The organism is Plectonema cf. radiosum LEGE 06105, assembly GCF_015207665.1.
Classification (GTDB): Bacteria; Cyanobacteriota; Cyanobacteriia; order Cyanobacteriales; family Nostocaceae; genus Rivularia; species Rivularia radiosa_A.
The window spans coordinates 1-18,116 of sequence record NZ_JADEWL010000069.1; the positions used below are offsets into that span (position 1 = coordinate 1).

General features: G+C 36.7%; 17 protein-coding genes. 7 read left to right on the forward strand and 10 right to left on the reverse strand.

Annotated features, from left to right (window positions below; all coding sequences use genetic code 11):
• Window positions 1-161 precede the first annotated feature (161 nt).
• Window positions 162-1,460 (forward strand): bifunctional diaminohydroxyphosphoribosylaminopyrimidine deaminase/5-amino-6-(5-phosphoribosylamino)uracil reductase RibD, encoded by a 1,299-nt coding sequence (gene ribD, locus IQ247_RS18965; RefSeq protein WP_375341238.1) that lies wholly within the window; start codon window positions 162-164, stop codon window positions 1,458-1,460.
• A gap of 92 nt (window positions 1,461-1,552) precedes the next feature.
• Here ribD and IQ247_RS18970 read toward each other — a convergent pair whose 3' ends face one another.
• The 3 genes from IQ247_RS18970 to IQ247_RS18980 all read right to left on the reverse strand — a co-directional run bounded on the left by IQ247_RS18970 (window position 1,553) and on the right by IQ247_RS18980 (window position 3,538).
• Entirely contained in the window at window positions 1,553-1,789 is a 237-nt protein-coding gene (locus tag IQ247_RS18970; protein WP_193922659.1) for a hypothetical protein, read from the reverse strand.
• Between the two features lie 533 nt (window positions 1,790-2,322).
• The gene (locus IQ247_RS18975; RefSeq protein ID WP_322745530.1) at window positions 2,323-3,039 is read right to left on the reverse strand and encodes an alpha/beta hydrolase; all 717 of its coding nucleotides are present in this window, start codon (window positions 3,037-3,039) and stop codon (window positions 2,323-2,325) included.
• Window positions 3,040-3,385: 346 nt separating this feature from the next.
• Window positions 3,386-3,538: a hypothetical protein gene (locus IQ247_RS18980; protein ID WP_193922661.1), complete on the reverse strand. Its 153-nt coding sequence runs from the start codon at window positions 3,536-3,538 to the stop codon at window positions 3,386-3,388.
• 16 nt (window positions 3,539-3,554) lie between these two features.
• On the opposite strand from IQ247_RS18980, the gene IQ247_RS18985 reads away from it, so the two are divergent.
• From IQ247_RS18985 to IQ247_RS18995, 3 genes are all read left to right on the forward strand, one after another.
• A complete protein-coding gene (locus IQ247_RS18985; protein ID WP_193922662.1) occupies window positions 3,555-4,361 on the forward strand; it encodes a thymidylate synthase family protein in 807 nt (268 codons plus the stop codon).
• Between the two features lie 127 nt (window positions 4,362-4,488).
• On the forward strand, window positions 4,489-5,622 hold the full coding sequence (locus tag IQ247_RS18990) for a nucleotide kinase domain-containing protein (protein ID WP_193922663.1): 1,134 nt from the start codon (window positions 4,489-4,491) through the stop codon (window positions 5,620-5,622).
• Window positions 5,622-6,530 (forward strand): nucleoside triphosphate pyrophosphohydrolase family protein, encoded by a 909-nt coding sequence (locus tag IQ247_RS18995; RefSeq protein WP_193922664.1) that lies wholly within the window; start codon window positions 5,622-5,624, stop codon window positions 6,528-6,530. The genes IQ247_RS18990 and IQ247_RS18995 overlap by 1 nt, the downstream gene beginning before the upstream one ends.
• A 183-nt stretch (window positions 6,531-6,713) precedes the next feature.
• Here the strand turns inward: IQ247_RS18995 and IQ247_RS19000 are convergent, their stop codons facing one another.
• From IQ247_RS19000 to metH, 3 genes are all read right to left on the reverse strand, one after another.
• Complete coding sequence (locus tag IQ247_RS19000; RefSeq protein WP_193922665.1) at window positions 6,714-7,049, reverse strand: XisI protein; 336 nt, start codon at window positions 7,047-7,049, stop codon at window positions 6,714-6,716.
• 77 nt (window positions 7,050-7,126) lie between these two features.
• Window positions 7,127-7,495 (reverse strand): endonuclease domain-containing protein, encoded by a 369-nt coding sequence (locus tag IQ247_RS19005; protein WP_193922666.1) that lies wholly within the window; start codon window positions 7,493-7,495, stop codon window positions 7,127-7,129.
• Between the two features lie 287 nt (window positions 7,496-7,782).
• Window positions 7,783-11,316: a methionine synthase gene (gene metH, locus IQ247_RS19010; RefSeq protein ID WP_193922667.1), complete on the reverse strand. Its 3,534-nt coding sequence runs from the start codon at window positions 11,314-11,316 to the stop codon at window positions 7,783-7,785.
• 104 nt (window positions 11,317-11,420) lie between these two features.
• Between metH and IQ247_RS19015 the strand changes: the two genes are divergently transcribed.
• The gene (locus tag IQ247_RS19015) at window positions 11,421-11,891 is read left to right on the forward strand and encodes a type II toxin-antitoxin system Phd/YefM family antitoxin (RefSeq protein WP_193922668.1); all 471 of its coding nucleotides are present in this window, start codon (window positions 11,421-11,423) and stop codon (window positions 11,889-11,891) included.
• Between the two features lie 124 nt (window positions 11,892-12,015).
• Here IQ247_RS19015 and IQ247_RS19020 read toward each other — a convergent pair whose 3' ends face one another.
• Window positions 12,016-12,822 carry a helix-turn-helix domain-containing protein gene (locus tag IQ247_RS19020; protein WP_228059867.1) on the reverse strand — a complete coding sequence of 269 codons (807 nt, stop codon included), beginning with the start codon at window positions 12,820-12,822 and terminating at the stop codon, window positions 12,016-12,018.
• Between the two features lie 214 nt (window positions 12,823-13,036).
• On the opposite strand from IQ247_RS19020, the gene IQ247_RS19025 reads away from it, so the two are divergent.
• Window positions 13,037-13,414 carry a DUF2834 domain-containing protein gene (locus IQ247_RS19025; RefSeq protein WP_193922670.1) on the forward strand — a complete coding sequence of 126 codons (378 nt, stop codon included), beginning with the start codon at window positions 13,037-13,039 and terminating at the stop codon, window positions 13,412-13,414.
• A 121-nt stretch (window positions 13,415-13,535) separates the two neighbouring features.
• Window positions 13,536-13,952, forward strand: coding sequence for a DUF6713 family protein (locus IQ247_RS19030; RefSeq protein WP_193922671.1), 417 nt, complete (start codon window positions 13,536-13,538; stop codon window positions 13,950-13,952).
• A gap of 7 nt (window positions 13,953-13,959) precedes the next feature.
• Here the strand turns inward: IQ247_RS19030 and IQ247_RS19035 are convergent, their stop codons facing one another.
• From IQ247_RS19035 to ribBA, 3 genes are all read right to left on the reverse strand, one after another.
• Window positions 13,960-14,475, reverse strand: coding sequence for an RloB family protein (locus IQ247_RS19035; RefSeq protein ID WP_322745531.1), 516 nt, complete (start codon window positions 14,473-14,475; stop codon window positions 13,960-13,962).
• Window positions 14,476-14,611: 136 nt separating this feature from the next.
• Window positions 14,612-15,943: an AAA family ATPase gene (locus IQ247_RS19040; protein WP_193922672.1), complete on the reverse strand. Its 1,332-nt coding sequence runs from the start codon at window positions 15,941-15,943 to the stop codon at window positions 14,612-14,614.
• A 267-nt stretch (window positions 15,944-16,210) separates the two neighbouring features.
• Window positions 16,211-17,851: a bifunctional 3,4-dihydroxy-2-butanone-4-phosphate synthase/GTP cyclohydrolase II gene (gene ribBA, locus IQ247_RS19045; RefSeq protein WP_375341239.1), complete on the reverse strand. Its 1,641-nt coding sequence runs from the start codon at window positions 17,849-17,851 to the stop codon at window positions 16,211-16,213.
• Window positions 17,852-18,116: the final 265 nt, after the last annotated feature.

The following is an 18,116-nucleotide window of genomic DNA, read 5'->3' on the forward strand; positions in this document are numbered from 1 at the left end:
CCATCCCCCCATCCCCCCATCTCCCCATCTCTTATCTAAGGAGGAAGGAATCACAGCTTTGACTGATTGATTCTTTCCTCTTTTTTTTATTGAAATATTTTATTGAAATATTTTATTGGAATATATTGTGCTGGCTCTGGCAATATGGATGCAAGAAGTCAATGCAATTCATTCTTCTTACCAACTTGAAAAAAACGGTTTCCCGTCTTCAAATGGGAAATTGGCTATATTCATCCAAAAATATTCACACAAGTTCCCGTTTGATTATGAATAATTCTCCTGCCAATCCTAGTGCAGATAAATTGATATCTAATATCCGCAAGGAAAAAGAAGACAAATTTGAATTACAATCCCCAGTCAAAGCGGTAGGAAGTGAGTTTGATCGGGCGATGATGCGGCGCTGTTTGGAACTGGCTCGTCGCGCTTTGGGACTGACTTCACCAAATCCAATGGTAGGGGCGGTAATTGTTAAAGATGGTGAAATTATTGGAGAAGGCTTTCATCCGAAAGCTGGTGAACCTCATGCTGAAGTTTTTGCACTCAAAGCTGCTGGGGATAATGCTCGTGGAGCTACGATTTACGTGAGTTTAGAGCCTTGCAATCATTACGGACGTACTCCCCCTTGTTCCGAGGCTTTGGTAGCCGCAGGCGTGGCAAAAGTGGTGGTGGGTATGGTTGACCCCAATCCATTGGTTGCAGGAGGTGGAATTGACCGTTTACGCTCTGCTGGGATAGAAGTAGTTTCGGGAGTAGAAGAAGAAGCTTGTCGCAAGTTAAATGAAGGGTTTATTCATCGTATTCTTTATAAAAAGCCTTTGGGTATTTTGAAATACGCTATGACTTTGGATGGTAAGATTGCTACTAGTACAGGACATAGTGTTTGGGTAACTAATCAAGATGCCCGCAATACAGTTAAAGAGTTAAGGGCTCAATGTGATGCTGTGGTGGTTGGGGGAAATACAGTACGTCAAGATAATCCCCGTCTTACTTCTCGTTTGTTAGGAGCCCACAATCCCTTACGAGTGGTTATGAGCCGCAGTCTTGATTTACCTTCCACAGCACATCTATGGCAAATTCAGGAAGCCCCTACTGTTGTATTAACAGAACCTGGAGCAAACCCTGATTTACAAGAATTTTTACGAAAACAAGGTGTAGAAGTGGTGGAATTATCACCACTCACACCCGATAAAGCCATGACTTATTTATATGACAAGGGTTTTTGTAGCGTGCTATGGGAATGTGGAGGAATCTTAGCTGCAAGTGCGATCGCGTCAAGAGCAGTACAAAAAGTTCTAGCATTTATCGCTCCGAAAATTATCGGTGGGAATAATGCTCCCACACCAGTCGGTGATTTGGGCTTTACTACAATGACTCAAGCCCTCGCTTTGGAACGTGTAGAGATGAGAATTGTAGGTTCTGATTGTTTGGTATCCGGATATCTACCTCAAGGCGATCGCTAATTATTTTGGATAAATGTAGTATGGGCTGTTTGTCAAAAGTTATATGTGGTTGCTTTTGAGCAAGAAGCGATGATATTTTGAGAATTTGTTGATTAATTGAACGTTGAATGTAAATTGTATTGACGTTCATGAGCTATATCACGAATCAGAGGAAGTCGGGACTGAATGTAATCGCAAAGAAAATCGGCTTCGTGACAATCTAGCGATGCTTGGTTTTTTGTTTGTTTTACCAACAAATTAACCAAGCTTGCATCATCCATTTGCAATAATGTCATGGCTTGAGTTTGTTCGACTACTGACCAAAGTTGACGCATGATTTTAGGAGTCATTAGACCTGCGTTGATTAAAAATTTCATTAGTTTTTTCAGGATACACAATTTAAACAGTAATGTCCGGTATTCACTTACAACATGACACAACTGTTATAAGAAACTTAATATATTGAATTATTAGTTGATAAAGTTTAAGAATCAACTATTACACAGACCAATTTTAAAACAAAAAATCAGAGTTTGGACATTTTTTTCATTAATAATTCTCCTCTTTGTTATTTAAACTACGAATCAATAAAAAACAATGTTTACAAGTTTTATCAATCCAATTGTAATTAGTATATTTCATAAAAGTTAATTTAAAAGGAGTATATACTATCGTTTAATATTACATTTTTGTAAACAAGGAACAATTAAGAGATTTGAAAAGGTTCCTAGTTTCCAGACTGAGCATGGAAAGAAGAATAAGAGTAAGAATGCTTTCGTTAAGAATTGTGCATTGCGATCAATCAAAATTGGCTAATTGGTAATAAATTTTATGAATTATTATTAGGCAATTTTTGATATATTTATTGTTTGGAATTTTTAAGTTAAAGTTGTGTATTTATGTGTTGATCCACTAACTCCATAAACTCTTTTAAAATTTTTACATATCTTTCTCCTGCTACATAGGTAAAATCATTATGATTTGCTTCTTCTATCCATAAAGAAAGTTTTGGTGGAGGTGCTTGCTCAAATAATGTTTCGCTGTGATAAAAAGGAACAATATCGTCAACTTTCCCATGCATTATTAATACCGGACATTTTACTCTTTTGATTTTTTCTAAATTGGGAAATCGATCAAAGGGTAGAAGTGGAAAAGGAACTTTAACTCTAAATGCAGAAATAAAAGTACTTTCGGTAATTAAACCAGCAACTGGTTTTCGAGCGGCTAAATCTATTGCTGAACCTCCACCAACGGAACGTCCAAATACTATGATTTGTTGGGGTGGTATGTTTAATTTTTGCGTTAAATAATTGTACGCTGTATCAATATCTTTATAAGCATTCTTTTCTGAAGGTTTTCCTTCACTAGTTCCATAACCGCGATAATCGTAAGCAAAGACGCTGAAACCAATAGTTTTTAATTGTTCTAATTTAGGTCTAATTGTACCTAAATCTGATGCGTTTCCGTGAGCATAAAGGACTGTGTATTTAGCTTTAGGATTTAATAGGTGAATTGCAGAAAGCTTAGTTCCATCTTCGCTGTTTAGTTTGATTATTTCATTAGTATCTTGATAGGTAGAAGGTGGGGGAAGGAAAATCATGCTGTCTGCTTGGAAATAGATATAGATAGCGAAGGATAGGTAGATGAAAATTAGGGATGTGATCATTCTTTTGAGAAATTTGATTGTTAATAGGTTTTTTGGCTTGTGGATGGTCATTGAAGGTGAGATAAATAAATTAAATTTATAGCAAACATTAATTAAGTAAAATTGTGTGATTGGAATCACTGCTATATCTGTATTAAATCACAACAATTAACAAAATATTTTTTTCATCAAAATTTATAACGATTAAGCTATTTAGCCTATGTAAGTATATATAAATCTCAACATATTCTTTGATGAAATTAATGATTAGTGAAGGGAACTTTTCAACTATATTTGTAATCTAGTTAGTAGAATCGTTAATAAAGCTTTGTACTAATAATTGATAGCAGCAAGCTTTATTAATAGCAGCTACAGCTATTCTTATGCTGTAGAAATATTTTGTGATTTTTAAATAAATATCAAGTTCGCGTCTATCTAAGTAAATGATAGACATATTTTGGAGTACAAAAATGAGTAGTAATGCGTCTCTTTTGATTGAAGACACGAACTTATCTTACGCTTGGCGTGATGTATTTTTACATTTTTTCAACAATCGTTGTACAGAAATTTCACCGTTAGTTATCACGTTAACTGGGTTTAATAATGGTCTTCCAAATCAAGATGCAGCTACGATCACAGCCTTAGATCAATGTCTTAAGCAACTCGGTGAATTAGAAGTAGATAAAGTAGCTCAAACAATCTTTCCTACCTCTTACTGGCAACTGTCAAAGGATAATCGACAAGAGTTTTTTAACAACTACATTGATAACATTGATAACATCAAAGCTGCGGTTAAGCCTAAGCACCCTTGTGAGTATTTTGAAAGACTTATTGCTTTCGGTTCAGGACCTCACAATGGTAATCAACTTGAACATATTATTTCTGAGTATAATTCTGTTTACAATTCGCATACTAGTAAGCGCTCTAGAGTGAGAAGAAGTATGTTTCAAGCATCTATTTTTGATCCAAAGCGAGACCATAAAGGCGACTGTATATACCTTCCCTTTCCTTGTTTAGGACATATAAGTTTTGTGCCAAACAAAAAAGATGGAACCTTGATTCTTAATGCTTTCTACGCAACTCAAAAGATATTGGAAAAAGGATACGGTAATTACCTTGGTCTTTGTCGGTTAGGTCATTTTATGGCTAGTGAGATGGGACTGAAATTTGAGCGAATGAACTGTTTTGTCGGTGTAGCAAAGATGGAAACAGCTAAATATAAACTTCAAACTTTGGTAGAAAAGGTTCGTCAAACAACACCGTCAGAAATGAATTGATAAGGTCAAGTATTCCGTTGGTTAAAAAAAATCATCTTACAGGTAAAAACAATTGCGATCAATTACCATGACAGTTAAGCTTGTGAGCATTCATCTTATATAGAGTAGATGCTCATCGGTTTGCAATATGGCAATTAAACCTCAGAAACCTGTTAAAGAAAAAGACGGACAGAATTTACAGCTTAGTTTAGAACTTGGTAAATATGGGGAAAAGCCTAAGTTTACTTCTACACCTACGATAATTTCATCACGTCTACCCGCTAAGCCTACGGTTGTTTTTGATACTTACTGGCGGTTTGCTGCTGAACGACAAAAGATTTTTTTCAACAAGTTACAAAATACACCGATGCCTTGGACTGATGACTCTACTCTCTCAGTTTACAAATTTACCAATGCTTATCGAGCGAGCGATCGCACTAGCCAATATTTGATTCGTCGGGTTATCTACCGCTCGGATTTACCAAGTTCTAATAAAGAGGTTTTCTTTAGAATTATGCTGTTCAAGATTTTTAACAAAATTGAAACTTGGCAGCTTCTAGAAGAAAAGCTGGGTAATATTATTCATGCTGAATATTCTTTTGAACGCTATGACAAGGTTCTTACAGAAGCTATGGAATCGGGTAAAAGAATATATTCAGCAGCATACATTATGCCTTCAGGTGGTAAAACTCTGGGATACACCACGAAGCACCGCAATCATTTGAAGTTAATTGAAAAAATGATGTGTGATGAACTGCCAAAACAACTTGCAGATACACCTTCAATGCAGCAAGGTTTCGAGTTATTGCTAGCTTATCCAACTATTGGGAATTTTTTGGCATACCAGTTTATTACCGATATTAATTATAGCGAGATTACCAACTTTAACGAAATGGAATTTGTAATTCCAGGTCCTGGTGCGCTTGATGGTATCCGCAAATGTTTTGCTGATTTGGGTGGTCTTAAGGAAACAGAAATTATTAAGTATATGGCTGATAACCAACAGTTTGAATTCGAGCGTTTAGGACTTGAATTTAAATCTCTTTGGGGTCGTCCTCTAAAACTTATTGACTGTCAAAATCTCTTTTGCGAGGTTGATAAATACGCACGAGTTAATCATCCAGAAATCTCGGGAATTTCTGGTCGAACTCGTATTAAACAGAAATACTCAGCCAATAAACAGTCGTTTGATTGTTGGTATCCCCCAAAGTGGGAAATTAACCAATTTATTCAAGCAAATAAATCTTTATTAAACAAGAATTCAAATCAAAGGAGTGGATAATGGACTTTCGTAATTATCAAGAAAAAGCCCTGCAAACCGACCAAGTTCCTAGTGGAACCCAAAACGATAAAATTGTACCTTTACTTGGTTTAGTAGGTGAAGCTGGTTCCCTGCTAACGGAGTATAAGAAACACCTCCGGGATGGAGACTCGTACAAATTATTTAATAAAGGTATTGCAGAAGAATTAGGAGATTTGCTTTGGTATGTAGCCAATGTCGCCAGCAAGTTTGACCTTGATTTGCAAGAAATTGCCGAAGATAATTTGAAAAAGTGTCTCGACCGTTGGAGTTGGAAAAATTCATTAGGGAATGGCACTCAAACTAAAGTTTGCTTCTTCGACAAAAACTTTCCTGAAAACGAGCGTTTACCACGTCAGTTTGAAGTTGAGATTATTGAAGTCAGCGAAAAAAATTCTGTGAAATTGGAAGCACTTATCGATGGACAAAGAGTTGAATTTGGTTCGGAGCTAACCGATAATTCTTACAAAGGTGATGGGTATCGTTATCATGATGTTTTCCATCTTTCCTACCTAGCTGTTTTAGGTTGGTCACCAGTAATTCGTAAACTTCTTAAACGCAAAAGAAGAAGCGATTCCCTAATTGACGAGGTTGAAGACGGTGGTCGCGCTGGGGTGATTGAGGAAGGTATCTCAGCACTTGTATTCAGCTATGCAGAAAATCACGACTTCTTAGAAGGAGTTACTGAGATAGATTACGAACTGCTAAAAACTATAAAAAATATGACCATTAATTTAGAAGTGTCTCAATGTTCGCTGGGTGAGTGGGAGAAAGCAATTCTGGTAGGTTATGAAGTTTGGCGACAAGTCAATAAAAATAAGGGAGGAAAGGTAGTAGTTAATATTGATACTCAATCTATGACTTATCAAGTTAAATCAAAGTTTTGCTGAGATTTTTTATATAATTTTTCCTCTTCAAAGCATTGGAAAATTGAAGATAAAAATATGATTTTAGTGCTTGAAACCGTACTACACAAACTTTGAACCGTATGGTGCGTGGACTACATATAATCAATCATTTTACTTTTGTAGCTACGGTTTCAATTACTAATTTAAGTTTTAATATTTTTAAATCTAAGCTACACCATATCCCGTATAAGGATGCTTATAAGGTGGCTGCAATCCCAGCACAATATCTTCTTTTTCAACTCCTAAATCTAAGAGTTCTTGCGCTAAATCAACATCCGTCATATTCTGCTGAATCCAGATTTTACCATCTTTAATATCAAAATGCATCATGCTATGATAAACCCGCTTCAAACCATTCCAACCTACATACATCAACTGATAATGGTCGTGTATTGTATCGAAAATTAATTCTTTTTCTACATCTTCATGCTTCGGTTTTGAACTACCGTGTTTAGTTAAAATCGTTTGAATTGATTGCCGAAAATGCTCTAGATTTGCCATATTATTCTTTTCCCCCTCTCCTTAATAAGGAGAGGGGTTAGGGGTGAGGTTTTCCCTGTGAATTCTAACAAATAATCTTAACCTCTTAACTCTCTCACCTTCAAGGCAATACTTTCTAAAACACCATCTAAATTGTCGTATACATCATTATTCGTAAATCTAATAAATTTAATTCCGAATGATTTAATATAACTTTGTCTTTCTCGATCGTATTCAACAGCACCTTCCATAAAATGACTTTCACCATCAATTTCTATGGCTAGCTTTAATTTAGGACTGTAAAAATCAATCACAAATTTATCTACACTATATTGTCTGCGAAATTTACAATCTTCTATTTGTCTATTTCTTATTTTGTCCCAAATTATTTTTTCTGCTTTTACTATGTTTTGACGTAATTTACGCCGTTTTTCTTTTTCGGATTTTTTGTTATAAAGTTGAGTCATTTTGATAATTAGGTTGATATTAATGTGTTTTTAATTAATATCAGCCTAATTACACTAATTCGGTTTTGGCATCCGTTAAATTACCTCACCCCCTAACGATTCTGCTCTCCTTGCAACATCGCTCGAAACCTCACCCCCAACCCCTCTCCTTATTAAGGAGAGGGGAGATTACTTCACCTTTGTTTTTCAAAAGAGAGGGGAGCTTACTTACCCCTACTCTCTCCTCACTACATTGCTTGAAACCTCACCCCCAACCCCTCTCCTTAACAAGGAGAGGGGAGTTTAAGTTAAGCACTAAAATATTTAGCTACGGGATGATATGTAATTATCGCTGTTGTACTTTGCTCGGGATAAATCTGCTCGCTTTCGTCCATAAACAAGTTAATTCTGTCAGTTTTCAACAAGTCCAATTGCTTGTACTGATCGGGAATATTCGGGCAAGCTGGGTATCCAAAGCTATACCGGCTCCCACGATATCTTTGCGCTAACATATCACGAATGTTATCTGGATCTTCTGCTGCAAAGCCCAATTCACGACGGATTCGGGCGTGTGTCCACTCAGCTAGAGCTTCTGCCATTTGGACGGCTATACCGTGAAAATACAGGTAATCGGTGTATTCATTATTGGAGAATAGCTTTTGCGCGAATTCCGTGGCAATTTCACCCATTGTCACCGCTTGCATGGGGAAAACATCAATGATTCCTGTGTCTTTGGGTGCAAAGAAGTCTGCAATACACAAACGACGCATGGATTTTTGACGGGGAAATTCAAATTCTGTAACTTTTTGGGAATGATTTTCAGTGTTGTAGATATGCAGTGTATTTCCTTCTGATTGACAAGGAAAATAACCGTAAATTACTTGAGGATGCAACAAGTTTTCTTCTACTACCCGTTTTTTCCAAGTTTCTAGATTTGGATATACTTTCTCTGCTAAGAAAGCCTGATATTCTGCTTTTGATTGGTTTTTTGGTTTTCTAAATTGCCATTGTCCGGCAATTAAAGCTTGTAAATCCAAGTACCAAAATAGTTCTTCGAGGGGAATATCTTCTGGTTGTAATAGTTTGGTTCCCCAGAATGGTGGGGTGGGACGTTCGGTGTCTATTTCGACTGCTTCGGAACGTTTAGTATCGATAATCTTTGGTTGCTCTGCTGTATTTTCTCCAGGAGATTTTTCTTTTTCTACAGATTTGTGTTCATTTTGATAGTTTAGTAATGCAAATTCACCTAAAAAACCTTTAAAATCATCCCAATTATTACCAGATTTAGCTGGCATTAATTTATCCATGAAATTCAAATCGGAAAATGCATCTTTACCGTAAATGACTTTACCTTGATAGGTATTTTGGCAGTCTTCGTAAACGAATTTAGGAGTTAAAGCCGCACCACCTAAAATCACGGGAACGGTAATTCCTTTTTCGTTAAAAGTTTCCAGGTTATCTTTCATAAATGCCGTGGATTTTACTAATAACCCACTCATGGCAATACAATCGGGTTTATGCTCTTCGTAAGCTTTGATGATGTTTTCTACTGGTTGTTTAATGCCTAAATTAATTACCCGATAGCCGTTATTAGATAAGATAATATCTACCAGGTTTTTACCAATGTCGTGAACGTCTCCTTTGACGGTAGCAATTACAAAGGTTCCTTTGGCATTATCTTGCCCTGCTTCCGATTTTTCCATGTGCGGTTCTAAAAACGCCACCGCTGCTTTCATGGTTTCTGCTGATTGCAATACGAAAGGTAGCTGCATTTGTCCTGAACCAAACAATTCACCGACTACTTTCATGCCATCTAATAAGTAAATATTGACGATATCCAAAGGTGGATATTTCTGCATTGCTTCTTTGAGTGCGTCTTCTAAACCAATTCTTTCTCCGTCGATTACGTGCTGTTTGAGGCGTTCTTCAATTGGTAAACTAACATCAACACCTTTATCGCGCTTAGCGCTAACCCCTTCAAACATGGTGGTTAGTTCACCCAAGGGGTCGTAAACGCAGATATCGCCGTCAAATTTACGGTTATCGTAGATTAAGTCACGGCAAACTTTTTGGTGTTCCTGTTCAATTTGAGAAAGCGGTAAAATCTTACTCGCGCTCACAATGGCTGCATCCATTCCCACTTGTGTCGCTTCGTGCAGGAACATTGAGTTTAAAACTATCCGCGCTGCGGGATTTAAACCGAAGGATATGTTGGAAACACCTAATACAACATGACATCCCGGTAATTCTTGACGAATCCGGCGGATTGATTCAATTGTTGCTTTACCGTTGGCTCTATCTTCTTCAATGCCGGTAGAAATTGGTAGTGCTAGAGTATCGAAGAAAATTTCGTGAGCGGGAATCCCGTATTCTACAGCTTGACGATAAGCGCGTTGAGCAATTTCAAATTTTTTATCGGCTGTTCGTGCCATTCCATCTTCATCAATTGTACCAATTACCACACCAGCACCATATTTTTTCGCTAATTCCAACACTTTCAAAAACCGTTCTTCACCGTCTTCGTAGTTAGTGGAATTTAATAAACACTTACCACCAGCAACTTTTAAACCTGCCTCCATTTTTTCCCATTCGGTGGAGTCAAGTACCAAGGGCAAAGTAATATTGTTTACTAACCGTGAGACCAACTCGTGCATATCACGCACACCGTCACGCCCTACATAATCAACGTTAACATCAAGAACGTGTGCGCCTTCTTTAACTTGCGATCGCGCTAGTGAAACTAATCCGTCCCAATCTTCATCATTTAACATGGTACGGCATTTTTTGGAACCGCTAGCGTTGAGCCGTTCACCGATAATCAAGAAAGAATTATCTTGGTCATATGGTTGAGTACCGTAAATCGAAGCCGCAGCCGGTTCAGTTTTTGGATTCCTAACTTTCGGTGTTAAATCCTGGGCAATTTCTGCTAAAGCTTGAATATGTTCTGGACGTGTCCCACAGCAACCCCCAATCGCTTGGACACCTAAGTCTTCGATGAAATGCATCAAATGCATTTTTAATTCTACCGGCGTTAGTTTATAATGCGCTTGTCCGCCGACGTTTTCTGGTAATCCCGCATTGGGAATACAAGAAACAATAAATGGTGAATGCTCCGACAAGTATTTGATATGTGGCTTCATCAAATCCGGGCCAGTAGCGCAATTTAACCCCAAAATATCGATATTATAAGGTTCTAAAATTGTCACCACCGCAGCAATTTCTGTACCCACGAGCATGGTACCCATAGTTTCCATTGTCACAGAAACCATTAAAGGTCGTCTTTCCCCTTTCTTCTGAAAAACTTCTTCAATTGCATTTAGCGCTGCTTTAATTTGCAACACATCCTGACAGGTTTCTACCAAAAATAAATCAACTCCACCATCAAACAATGCTTCTGCTTGTTCAAAATAAGAGTTTTTCAAGGTGTCGAAATCAATATGTCCCAAAGTTGGTAGCTTTGTACCAGGACCCATAGAACCAGCGACAAACCGGGGTTTTTCGGGTGTAGAAAATTCCCCAGCAACTTTTTTAGCTAATTCCGCAGCGGTTTTATTGAGGTAATAAGTTTGATCTGCAAGGTCATACTCGGCAAGTACAATTGAGGTACCACCGAAAGTATCAGTTTCAATGACATCCGCACCAGCAGCCAAGAAATCACGGTGAACCGTCGCTACAGCCTCTGGTTTGGTGTGAACGAGATATTCGTTACAACCTTCGTATTCAGCACCACCAAAGTCCTCAGCGGTGAGATTTTGTACCTGTAAATTAGTTCCCATTGCACCGTCAAAAACTAAGACAGGTCGTTTGGGACTGTTCAAGTGTTCCAAAAATGCATTAGCCATAAAATTCTAAAACTTCTAGAAAAATTTAGGTTAGCCTTAATTTATTATTTTCTCGAATTTTCAGACTTTAGGAACAATTAGATTACATTTTCATTACATTTAAGATGATACAAGATTACGTCGATCAAAATGAAGGCTTTATCCGTTCAAGTACTGAGGAAGTAAGAGGTAATTTGCTCGAAGCCCTCAAAACAGTTGTTTTTGGGGGAAAGCGTATCGTTTTACAACAAGCTGGGGAAGAAATCGCAGCAATAATCCCCATCAAAGAATTTCACCGTCTGGAATATTTGGAACACGAACTTGTACCCCGGATTTGGGAACCTGATGAGGAGGAATATTACGAAGATGATGGGGGAATACATTGTGTTCTAGTTGATGAAATGGAAGCTGAGTTTGATGAGATTATGACTGAGGTGACGGTATACAATGAATTGTTTGGTTTGCTACCACCACAGCATTTATCGGGAAAAGAATTTGATGTTTTTGTACCTGTAGCAATTGTGATGAATATTAAAAAGTTTTGGGTGTCGGAGTATTTGGTTTACGAGAAGGATAGGTTAAAGATGTGTAGTTAAGGGATAAACCATCCTAGACGTTATTAACAGGGAACACTTAACAGAAAACTTGGTATGTGATTAATTCTGTGTGAGTAGTTATTGATAAATAGTTTTTTATCAAGTTAAACATACTAAGAATTAATTAATTTAACTTGGTTAAATTGGTTTGGGTAATTTCATCTGCGGGGAATAAGGTTTCAATTCGCAATTCCTGTAATGTGATGTCGTGGGGTGTACCGAGAGTAGCTATTGCGGAAAAGAAATTTAGATTTAATCCGTCTTTGAGAAAGTTTACGGTTAATAATGGTAGTTGCCAGGTGTGTGAGTTAGAAAGTTTCCACAACTGTGAAACATCTGGATAAGTTTGTAATTCTTGATAAAGTTTTATTGGTTGTTGACTGTTACCGCTTGTGAGTGCTTCTCGATAAGCTCTTTTGATCAAATGACTAGCAATTTCTTCCCAGTTAGCGACAAATGGTTTTAAACCTTGGGGATGGAACATCAATCGCATCAAATTGATTTTACCGTCAATGTCGAGAAGTTTTTCTAAGTCTTGTGGATTAATCAACCAGTCGATTAACTGTTGCGAAACTGCATTAGTTTGAATCAAATTCCAATATCTATCCATGACTAAAACGGGTGAATGGATTTGAGAAAGCAAGATAAAATCTAAAGCTTTGCGGATAGGTTCAAATTCCGGTGAAGATAAATCGCTTTCGGAATAAATCGGTGCAAATCCCGCAGCTGTGAGCATGATGTTTTGTTGCCGTAAAGGAATATCTAGTACGGTAGCGAGTTGTAATATCATTTCTTGACTGGGATTCGCTCTACCGGATTCGAGAAAACTAATGTGTTTTTGAGAAACTTCGCTAGCTAAAGCTAAATCGAGTTGGCTGAAATTTCGCTGTTTTCTCCAATGTTTGAGCAGATTACCGAAAGTTGACAGCATTGCAGTATTCATAACTAAAAACAAATAAATAATGTAGAGACGTTGCAATGCAACGTCTCCCCGGATTTTAATTTATATCGATTACTGCAATATACATACCCGCAGATTATTAGAGACGTAGCATTATTACCTCAAAGGTAATTGTTTCTCTCGAATACAGCAATCATAATCAAAACAACAACAATGATTGAATTTTACTCAGAGGTTACAAACCATGTCCAACACAACTTATCAAAATCAATTACCTGTATCTAATAAATTATTTTCCGCCAAATCGCTTTATCTGCTGCTGGTAATTATTGGAAGTATTGCACCTGGGATTCTTATCCTCAAATTCTTTTCTCAAAATGGTTTTTCTATTAGTTCATTAATTTTAAAAGGATTCGATAATTACGCTGCGGCTGCATTTGGAACAGATTTGCTGATTAGTACATTGGTTTTTTTCTGCTTTGCGTTTATTGAATTACAACGATTGGGTTTATCTCGTAGTAGATTATTGATTTATCTTGCAGCAACTTTTGGAGTTGGTTTAAGTTGTAGTTTACCGCTGTTTTTCTATTTCCGTGAAGGAGTATTAGAAAGTCAGAATTAGGGCTACACTTCTTTACTAATCAATGGTGCGTTACGGCATTTCAAATTTGTAACCTCAAACATTACTTATTTGTGCCGTAACACACCCTACAAGATAAAATCTGTTTTATATTTAATCTCTAATGAAAAACTTACTTTTCTATTTAAGCTTTGCGACGATTATAACTCACGAACTTGATGCGATGACGCAATCGGAATGGAAACTTTTATTTGTACTGCGAAACCTACCCGAATGCATTGCATCACCGATTTTTGTTGCTATTCATATCCCATTGATTACAGTACTTCTATGGTTGACAAATAATCAATCTCAACCTGTTAAAAAATGGTCACGAATTGGACTTGCTACATTTATGGTGATTCATAGCGGACTTCATAAGTTATTAGAAAATAATCCCAACTACACTTTCAACTCCTTGCTTTCTTTGGGGCTGATTTATGGTGGTGGTTTGCTAGGATTTCTTTATTTGATTTCTATTTTTGTATCTTGGCAAAGCGTGTTTAATCATGTTGTTGAAGCAACTCGAAATGAAACTTAGTGGTGCTTTATTGAAAATCTTTTTGACTTTGCAGCTTCTTAACTAAAATATGTATTTTTGTAGATGGATTTAAATTTTCGTGATTATATTCTTGATATTTATCTAATTTTTCTGCATTCTCAATAGCATCTTGAAGTTTTGGCTTTAAAATTTTGTACCAATCAGAATTATTTTTATCATAATATTCTTTAGATTTTAAAATTTCTAATTTTTTTAACTCTGATTCCAACTTTTGACACACTTGCTTACAATCAGAAAAAGGACTGCTAGTATTACAGCAGTGTAGCAAAAACCATATTTCAAAACATGGAATAGATGTGATAGCTAAAATATTATTCTTTTCGGCTTTGGTTAAAGCTTCATTGTATTTTTTTATTTGATTATCTTGGTCGAAAACACAAATTACTTCATCATATTTAGGCTCACCTTGTTTTTTACTCAGCCTAACTTGTTCTTGTAATAAATTTTCAGCTTTTTCTACAACATCTAAAGGACTACCGCCAGAGGCTCGTGTAACTTTTATTTATGTTGTCTTAAGTTTTAAATCATCCTTTAAAGAATTTAGATAATTATATTCTGTTTCTTGACCTTCAACTACAATTAAAATATATTTTCTCGGTTTTTTGTTTCCTTTGTGTCTTTGTAACTGAATACTCGTTTTACCTCTTTTCGGCATGATTTATATTATTTAGTCCATGAATAAAAGGAACAGCACCATATCTACCTAAAAGGTATCCTTTTTGCAAAGATTCATCATTTCGAGTCATAAAATCAAGTAATGAGTATAACTTTGTTGCGCTTTTTTCTTTTTCAGTAAACCATATTTGGTCTTGTCTAAATAACTCTGTATCTAAAAGTGTAGTATCATGAATTGTAAAAATAATCTGAGCATTTTTTTGATTAATATCTGGATTATTAAACATTTTTATTAATGATTTTGTCAGAACTGGATGCAAACTTCTACCTAGTTCATCTACAATTAATATTTCACCATGCTGCAACACGTACAACCAAAGTCCTGCTAGCTGAAATAAACGCTGTGTTCCATCTGATTCTTCTTCCATCTCAAATTCTACTTCTTGCTCGGAATCATTCATTTGATGCATCGTTTTTACATCTAATGATTGCAATTGTTCAATATCGATATCCCCTTCAAATTCTTGATTTTCAAGCACTTGTTTCATTAAAAATTGTTTAAATAAACTTTTTTCTCTATCTGAGATTGATTTATGTTCAATTTTTAAATCTGAAATTCCAATATCTGCTTCACTTAATAAATTAACTACTTGTTGCCGAAAAATATCGTCTTCATTGCAAATTCTTAATGTAAATGCTTCAACTATAGAATTTGATGTCAGAATATTAATTTCTGATTGAAACCATTCAAAAATTTGTGTCAGTTGAGCATGATTATTTTGTGCAGCATGAGAAAGAAACAAAGAATTAGAGCGAACAAGTTTTTTAATACGTTCTTTTTCTCCTTTTAATGCTTTTCCAAAAGACCATTTATATTGTTGATTGTTGTTTATCTCGGAATTTTCTACTAAATATTTACGAGAAAACCAATTTTGCGGACGTTCATTCGGGTAAGCTATTAACCATTCTTCATATACCCGTTCCTTAGTTAAAATAACTCCATATTCAAAACGAATATCTTGATGAATAAAAATAATGAAAAAACTAGTTGGTTGATTTTTATATTTAGAATTTAATCGAAATGATTCTACAGGAAGTTTATCACCAGCCTGCATTCTACTAGCAGAATCGACTACAAGTCTTTTTAGAGTTTGCATCCCTCGTAACAAGTTACTTTTTCCTGAAGCGTTAGCACCATAAATTACAGCACTAGTAATTAAGCGCAGTTTATCTGATAAATTAGGCGTAGAAAAAGTGTTATTCTCAAGCATGGCTTTATCTTCAGAAGCGACCATACTCAAAGTTTGCCGTTTTTGAATTGAACGATAGTTTTCAACACTAAACTCTATAAGCATTGCTGCATCTCAAGTTGATTGTTTCCACCTAAGTAGTAAATTTTTACCAATATTAACTGTCCTATAAAGTCTTAAAAGTCCTTAGTAAATTATTCAGATAATTTTAAACACATTAAAATTGTACCTATTGTCCGATTTAAAGACAAAGGTACATGATTATTACTAATTATAAAGTTTTATTGACTTTTCCAAGAAGCAGTTTTACTAAGTCGGGTTTTTATGAGAAAAAACCCAACTTCTGATAGTAGTTGTAGCAATATCTTCTCCCTACTTCCCAAAACTATAAAAACTATAAATCTTCTGGGTTTCTAACTCGTCGCTAAGTGAAGAAGGTAGTTGACTTAATTGAAAACCTTGTCGATCTAACTGTACCTGTAGTTTACTTAATGGGTCTACTCCAGGAGAAATCAGAAATTCCAATTTTTCAAGATAAGGCAATTCCACAACTTTGTCGAGAATATTCATCACAGCCTGTAGGTAAGGATGGTCTTTTTCTTGATACCAATCCTCAGAAGCAACGTTGGCTTGATCTAAACCCAGGTGTACCGTTAAAGATGGTTTCGTAAACAAAGCTAAACCCAAAGGACGAGTTTCTTCTTGCAATAGTAAATGACGATTTTTTGCTAGATGTCGTATCTTGTCCAAACGTTCGTAACGTTGGGTAATTGATAACGGTTCATCTTGCCAATGCAGTGCTAATGTTACCAAATAAGTCTGCAACAGCATATGACCCAGCTTTTTGGCTTTTGTCGCTAGGTAATAACTATTGTAATCGTTGGCTTCGATTAATAAAGGTACTCGATCTACCACTTCCATTCCGTACCCTTTCAACCCAGCAATTTTACGGGGATTATTGGTAATCAAACGTATTTGATGCACAGCTAAATCCATCAGCATTTGCGCTCCCATACCGTAGTCGCGCAAATCAGCGGGAAATCCCAAACGTTCGTTTGCTTCTACAGTATCCAACCCCATATCTTGCAAGGAATAGGCTTTTAATTTATTCACCAATCCAATACCGCGACCTTCTTGACGCAAGTAGACAACAACACCTTCCCCTGCTGTTTCAATCATTTTTAAGGCTGCTTGTAACTGCATTCGACAATCGCAGCGTAGAGAACCTAAAGCATCTCCGGTGAGACATTCGGAATGCATCCGCACCATTACGGGTTTATCGCTGAATTCTGCCGGGTCGCCCTTGACAATGGCTACGTGTTCTGTATCATCCAGAGTATGACGGTAAGCGTAGATTTTAAAATTGCCGAACTGCGTAGGTAAATCGGCAACAGTTTCCCGTTTAATTATCCGGTCGTAACGCAGACGATAACTAATTAAATCCGCAATACTAATGATTTTTAATTTATGATGTTTTGCATAGTCAATTAATTCCGGTAGCCGTGCCATGGAACCGTTGGGGTTTTGGATTTCACAAATTACTCCCGCTGGATATAAACCGGCTAACCGAGACAAGTCTACAGCAGCTTCTGTATGTCCCGCTCGTTTGAGTACCCCTCCCTTTTTAGCCCGAATCGGAAAAATATGACCGGGACGGCGTAAGTCTTGCGGTTTCGTATGGGGGTTGAGGGCGACTTGAATTGTGCGGGCGCGGTCTTCGGCGGAAATGCCTGTGGTTACTCCTAATTCGGGACCTGCATCAATGCTAACGGTGAAAGCAGTTTGATTGGTATCTGTAATGTTGTTTACCATCAAAGGTAGATCCAGTTCATCAAGGCGATCGCCAGTCATTGCCAGGCAAATCAAGCCTCGTGCTTCCACTGCCATCAAGTTGATTATATCTGGAGTTGCAAACTGGGCTGCACAAATCAAATCGCCTTCATTTTCTCGATTTTCGTCATCTACCACCACCAAAGGGCGACCAGCTTTCAAATCAGCCAATGCGGTGTCAATGGAATCAAATTTAAATACTTGATTTAAAGAAGCAGTAACTGGGGTGGATTTCCCACCTTGCGGATAGTGCGTTTCGGTATTATGCTGCGACACAGAGAATTTCTCGAAGAGCGAACGTTAATTTTTTTTAATAAACCTTATTCTTTATTGTAGCTCTTTTATGAAATACCGTCTTCAAAGTGGCAATGATTCGATAACATAGCAGAAGTTTCTACCCACTAACAGTCTGGGTTTACTACCTAATGACAGTGTGAGGGTGTGAGTC

Excerpts from the sequence above, each read along its gene's own strand:
- IQ247_RS18970 (WP_193922659.1), bottom strand. The coding sequence starts at position 1,789 with ATGACTCCTAAAATCATGCGTCAACTTTGGTCAGTAGTCGAACAAACT.
- IQ247_RS18980 (WP_193922661.1), bottom strand. The coding sequence starts at position 3,538 with ATGTCTATCATTTACTTAGATAGACGCGAACTTGATATTTATTTAAAA.
- IQ247_RS19000 (WP_193922665.1), bottom strand. The coding sequence starts at position 7,049 with ATGGCAAATCTAGAGCATTTTCGGCAATCAATTCAAACGATTTTAACT.
- IQ247_RS19025 (WP_193922670.1), top strand. The coding sequence starts at position 13,037 with ATGTCCAACACAACTTATCAAAATCAATTACCTGTATCTAATAAATTA.
- IQ247_RS19030 (WP_193922671.1), top strand. The coding sequence starts at position 13,536 with ATGAAAAACTTACTTTTCTATTTAAGCTTTGCGACGATTATAACTCAC.
- IQ247_RS18990 (WP_193922663.1), top strand. The coding sequence starts at position 4,489 with ATGGCAATTAAACCTCAGAAACCTGTTAAAGAAAAAGACGGACAGAAT.
- IQ247_RS18975 (WP_322745530.1), bottom strand. The coding sequence starts at position 3,039 with ATGATTTTCCTTCCCCCACCTTCTACCTATCAAGATACTAATGAAATA.
- IQ247_RS19040 (WP_193922672.1), bottom strand. The coding sequence starts at position 15,943 with ATGCTTATAGAGTTTAGTGTTGAAAACTATCGTTCAATTCAAAAACGG.
- IQ247_RS18995 (WP_193922664.1), top strand. The coding sequence starts at position 5,622 with ATGGACTTTCGTAATTATCAAGAAAAAGCCCTGCAAACCGACCAAGTT.
- IQ247_RS19015 (WP_193922668.1), top strand. The coding sequence starts at position 11,421 with ATGATACAAGATTACGTCGATCAAAATGAAGGCTTTATCCGTTCAAGT.
- IQ247_RS18985 (WP_193922662.1), top strand. The coding sequence starts at position 3,555 with ATGAGTAGTAATGCGTCTCTTTTGATTGAAGACACGAACTTATCTTAC.
- metH (WP_193922667.1), bottom strand. The coding sequence starts at position 11,316 with ATGGCTAATGCATTTTTGGAACACTTGAACAGTCCCAAACGACCTGTC.
- IQ247_RS19020 (WP_228059867.1), bottom strand. The coding sequence starts at position 12,822 with ATGCTGTCAACTTTCGGTAATCTGCTCAAACATTGGAGAAAACAGCGA.
- IQ247_RS19005 (WP_193922666.1), bottom strand. The coding sequence starts at position 7,495 with ATGACTCAACTTTATAACAAAAAATCCGAAAAAGAAAAACGGCGTAAA.
- ribD (WP_375341238.1), top strand. The coding sequence starts at position 162 with ATGCAATTCATTCTTCTTACCAACTTGAAAAAAACGGTTTCCCGTCTT.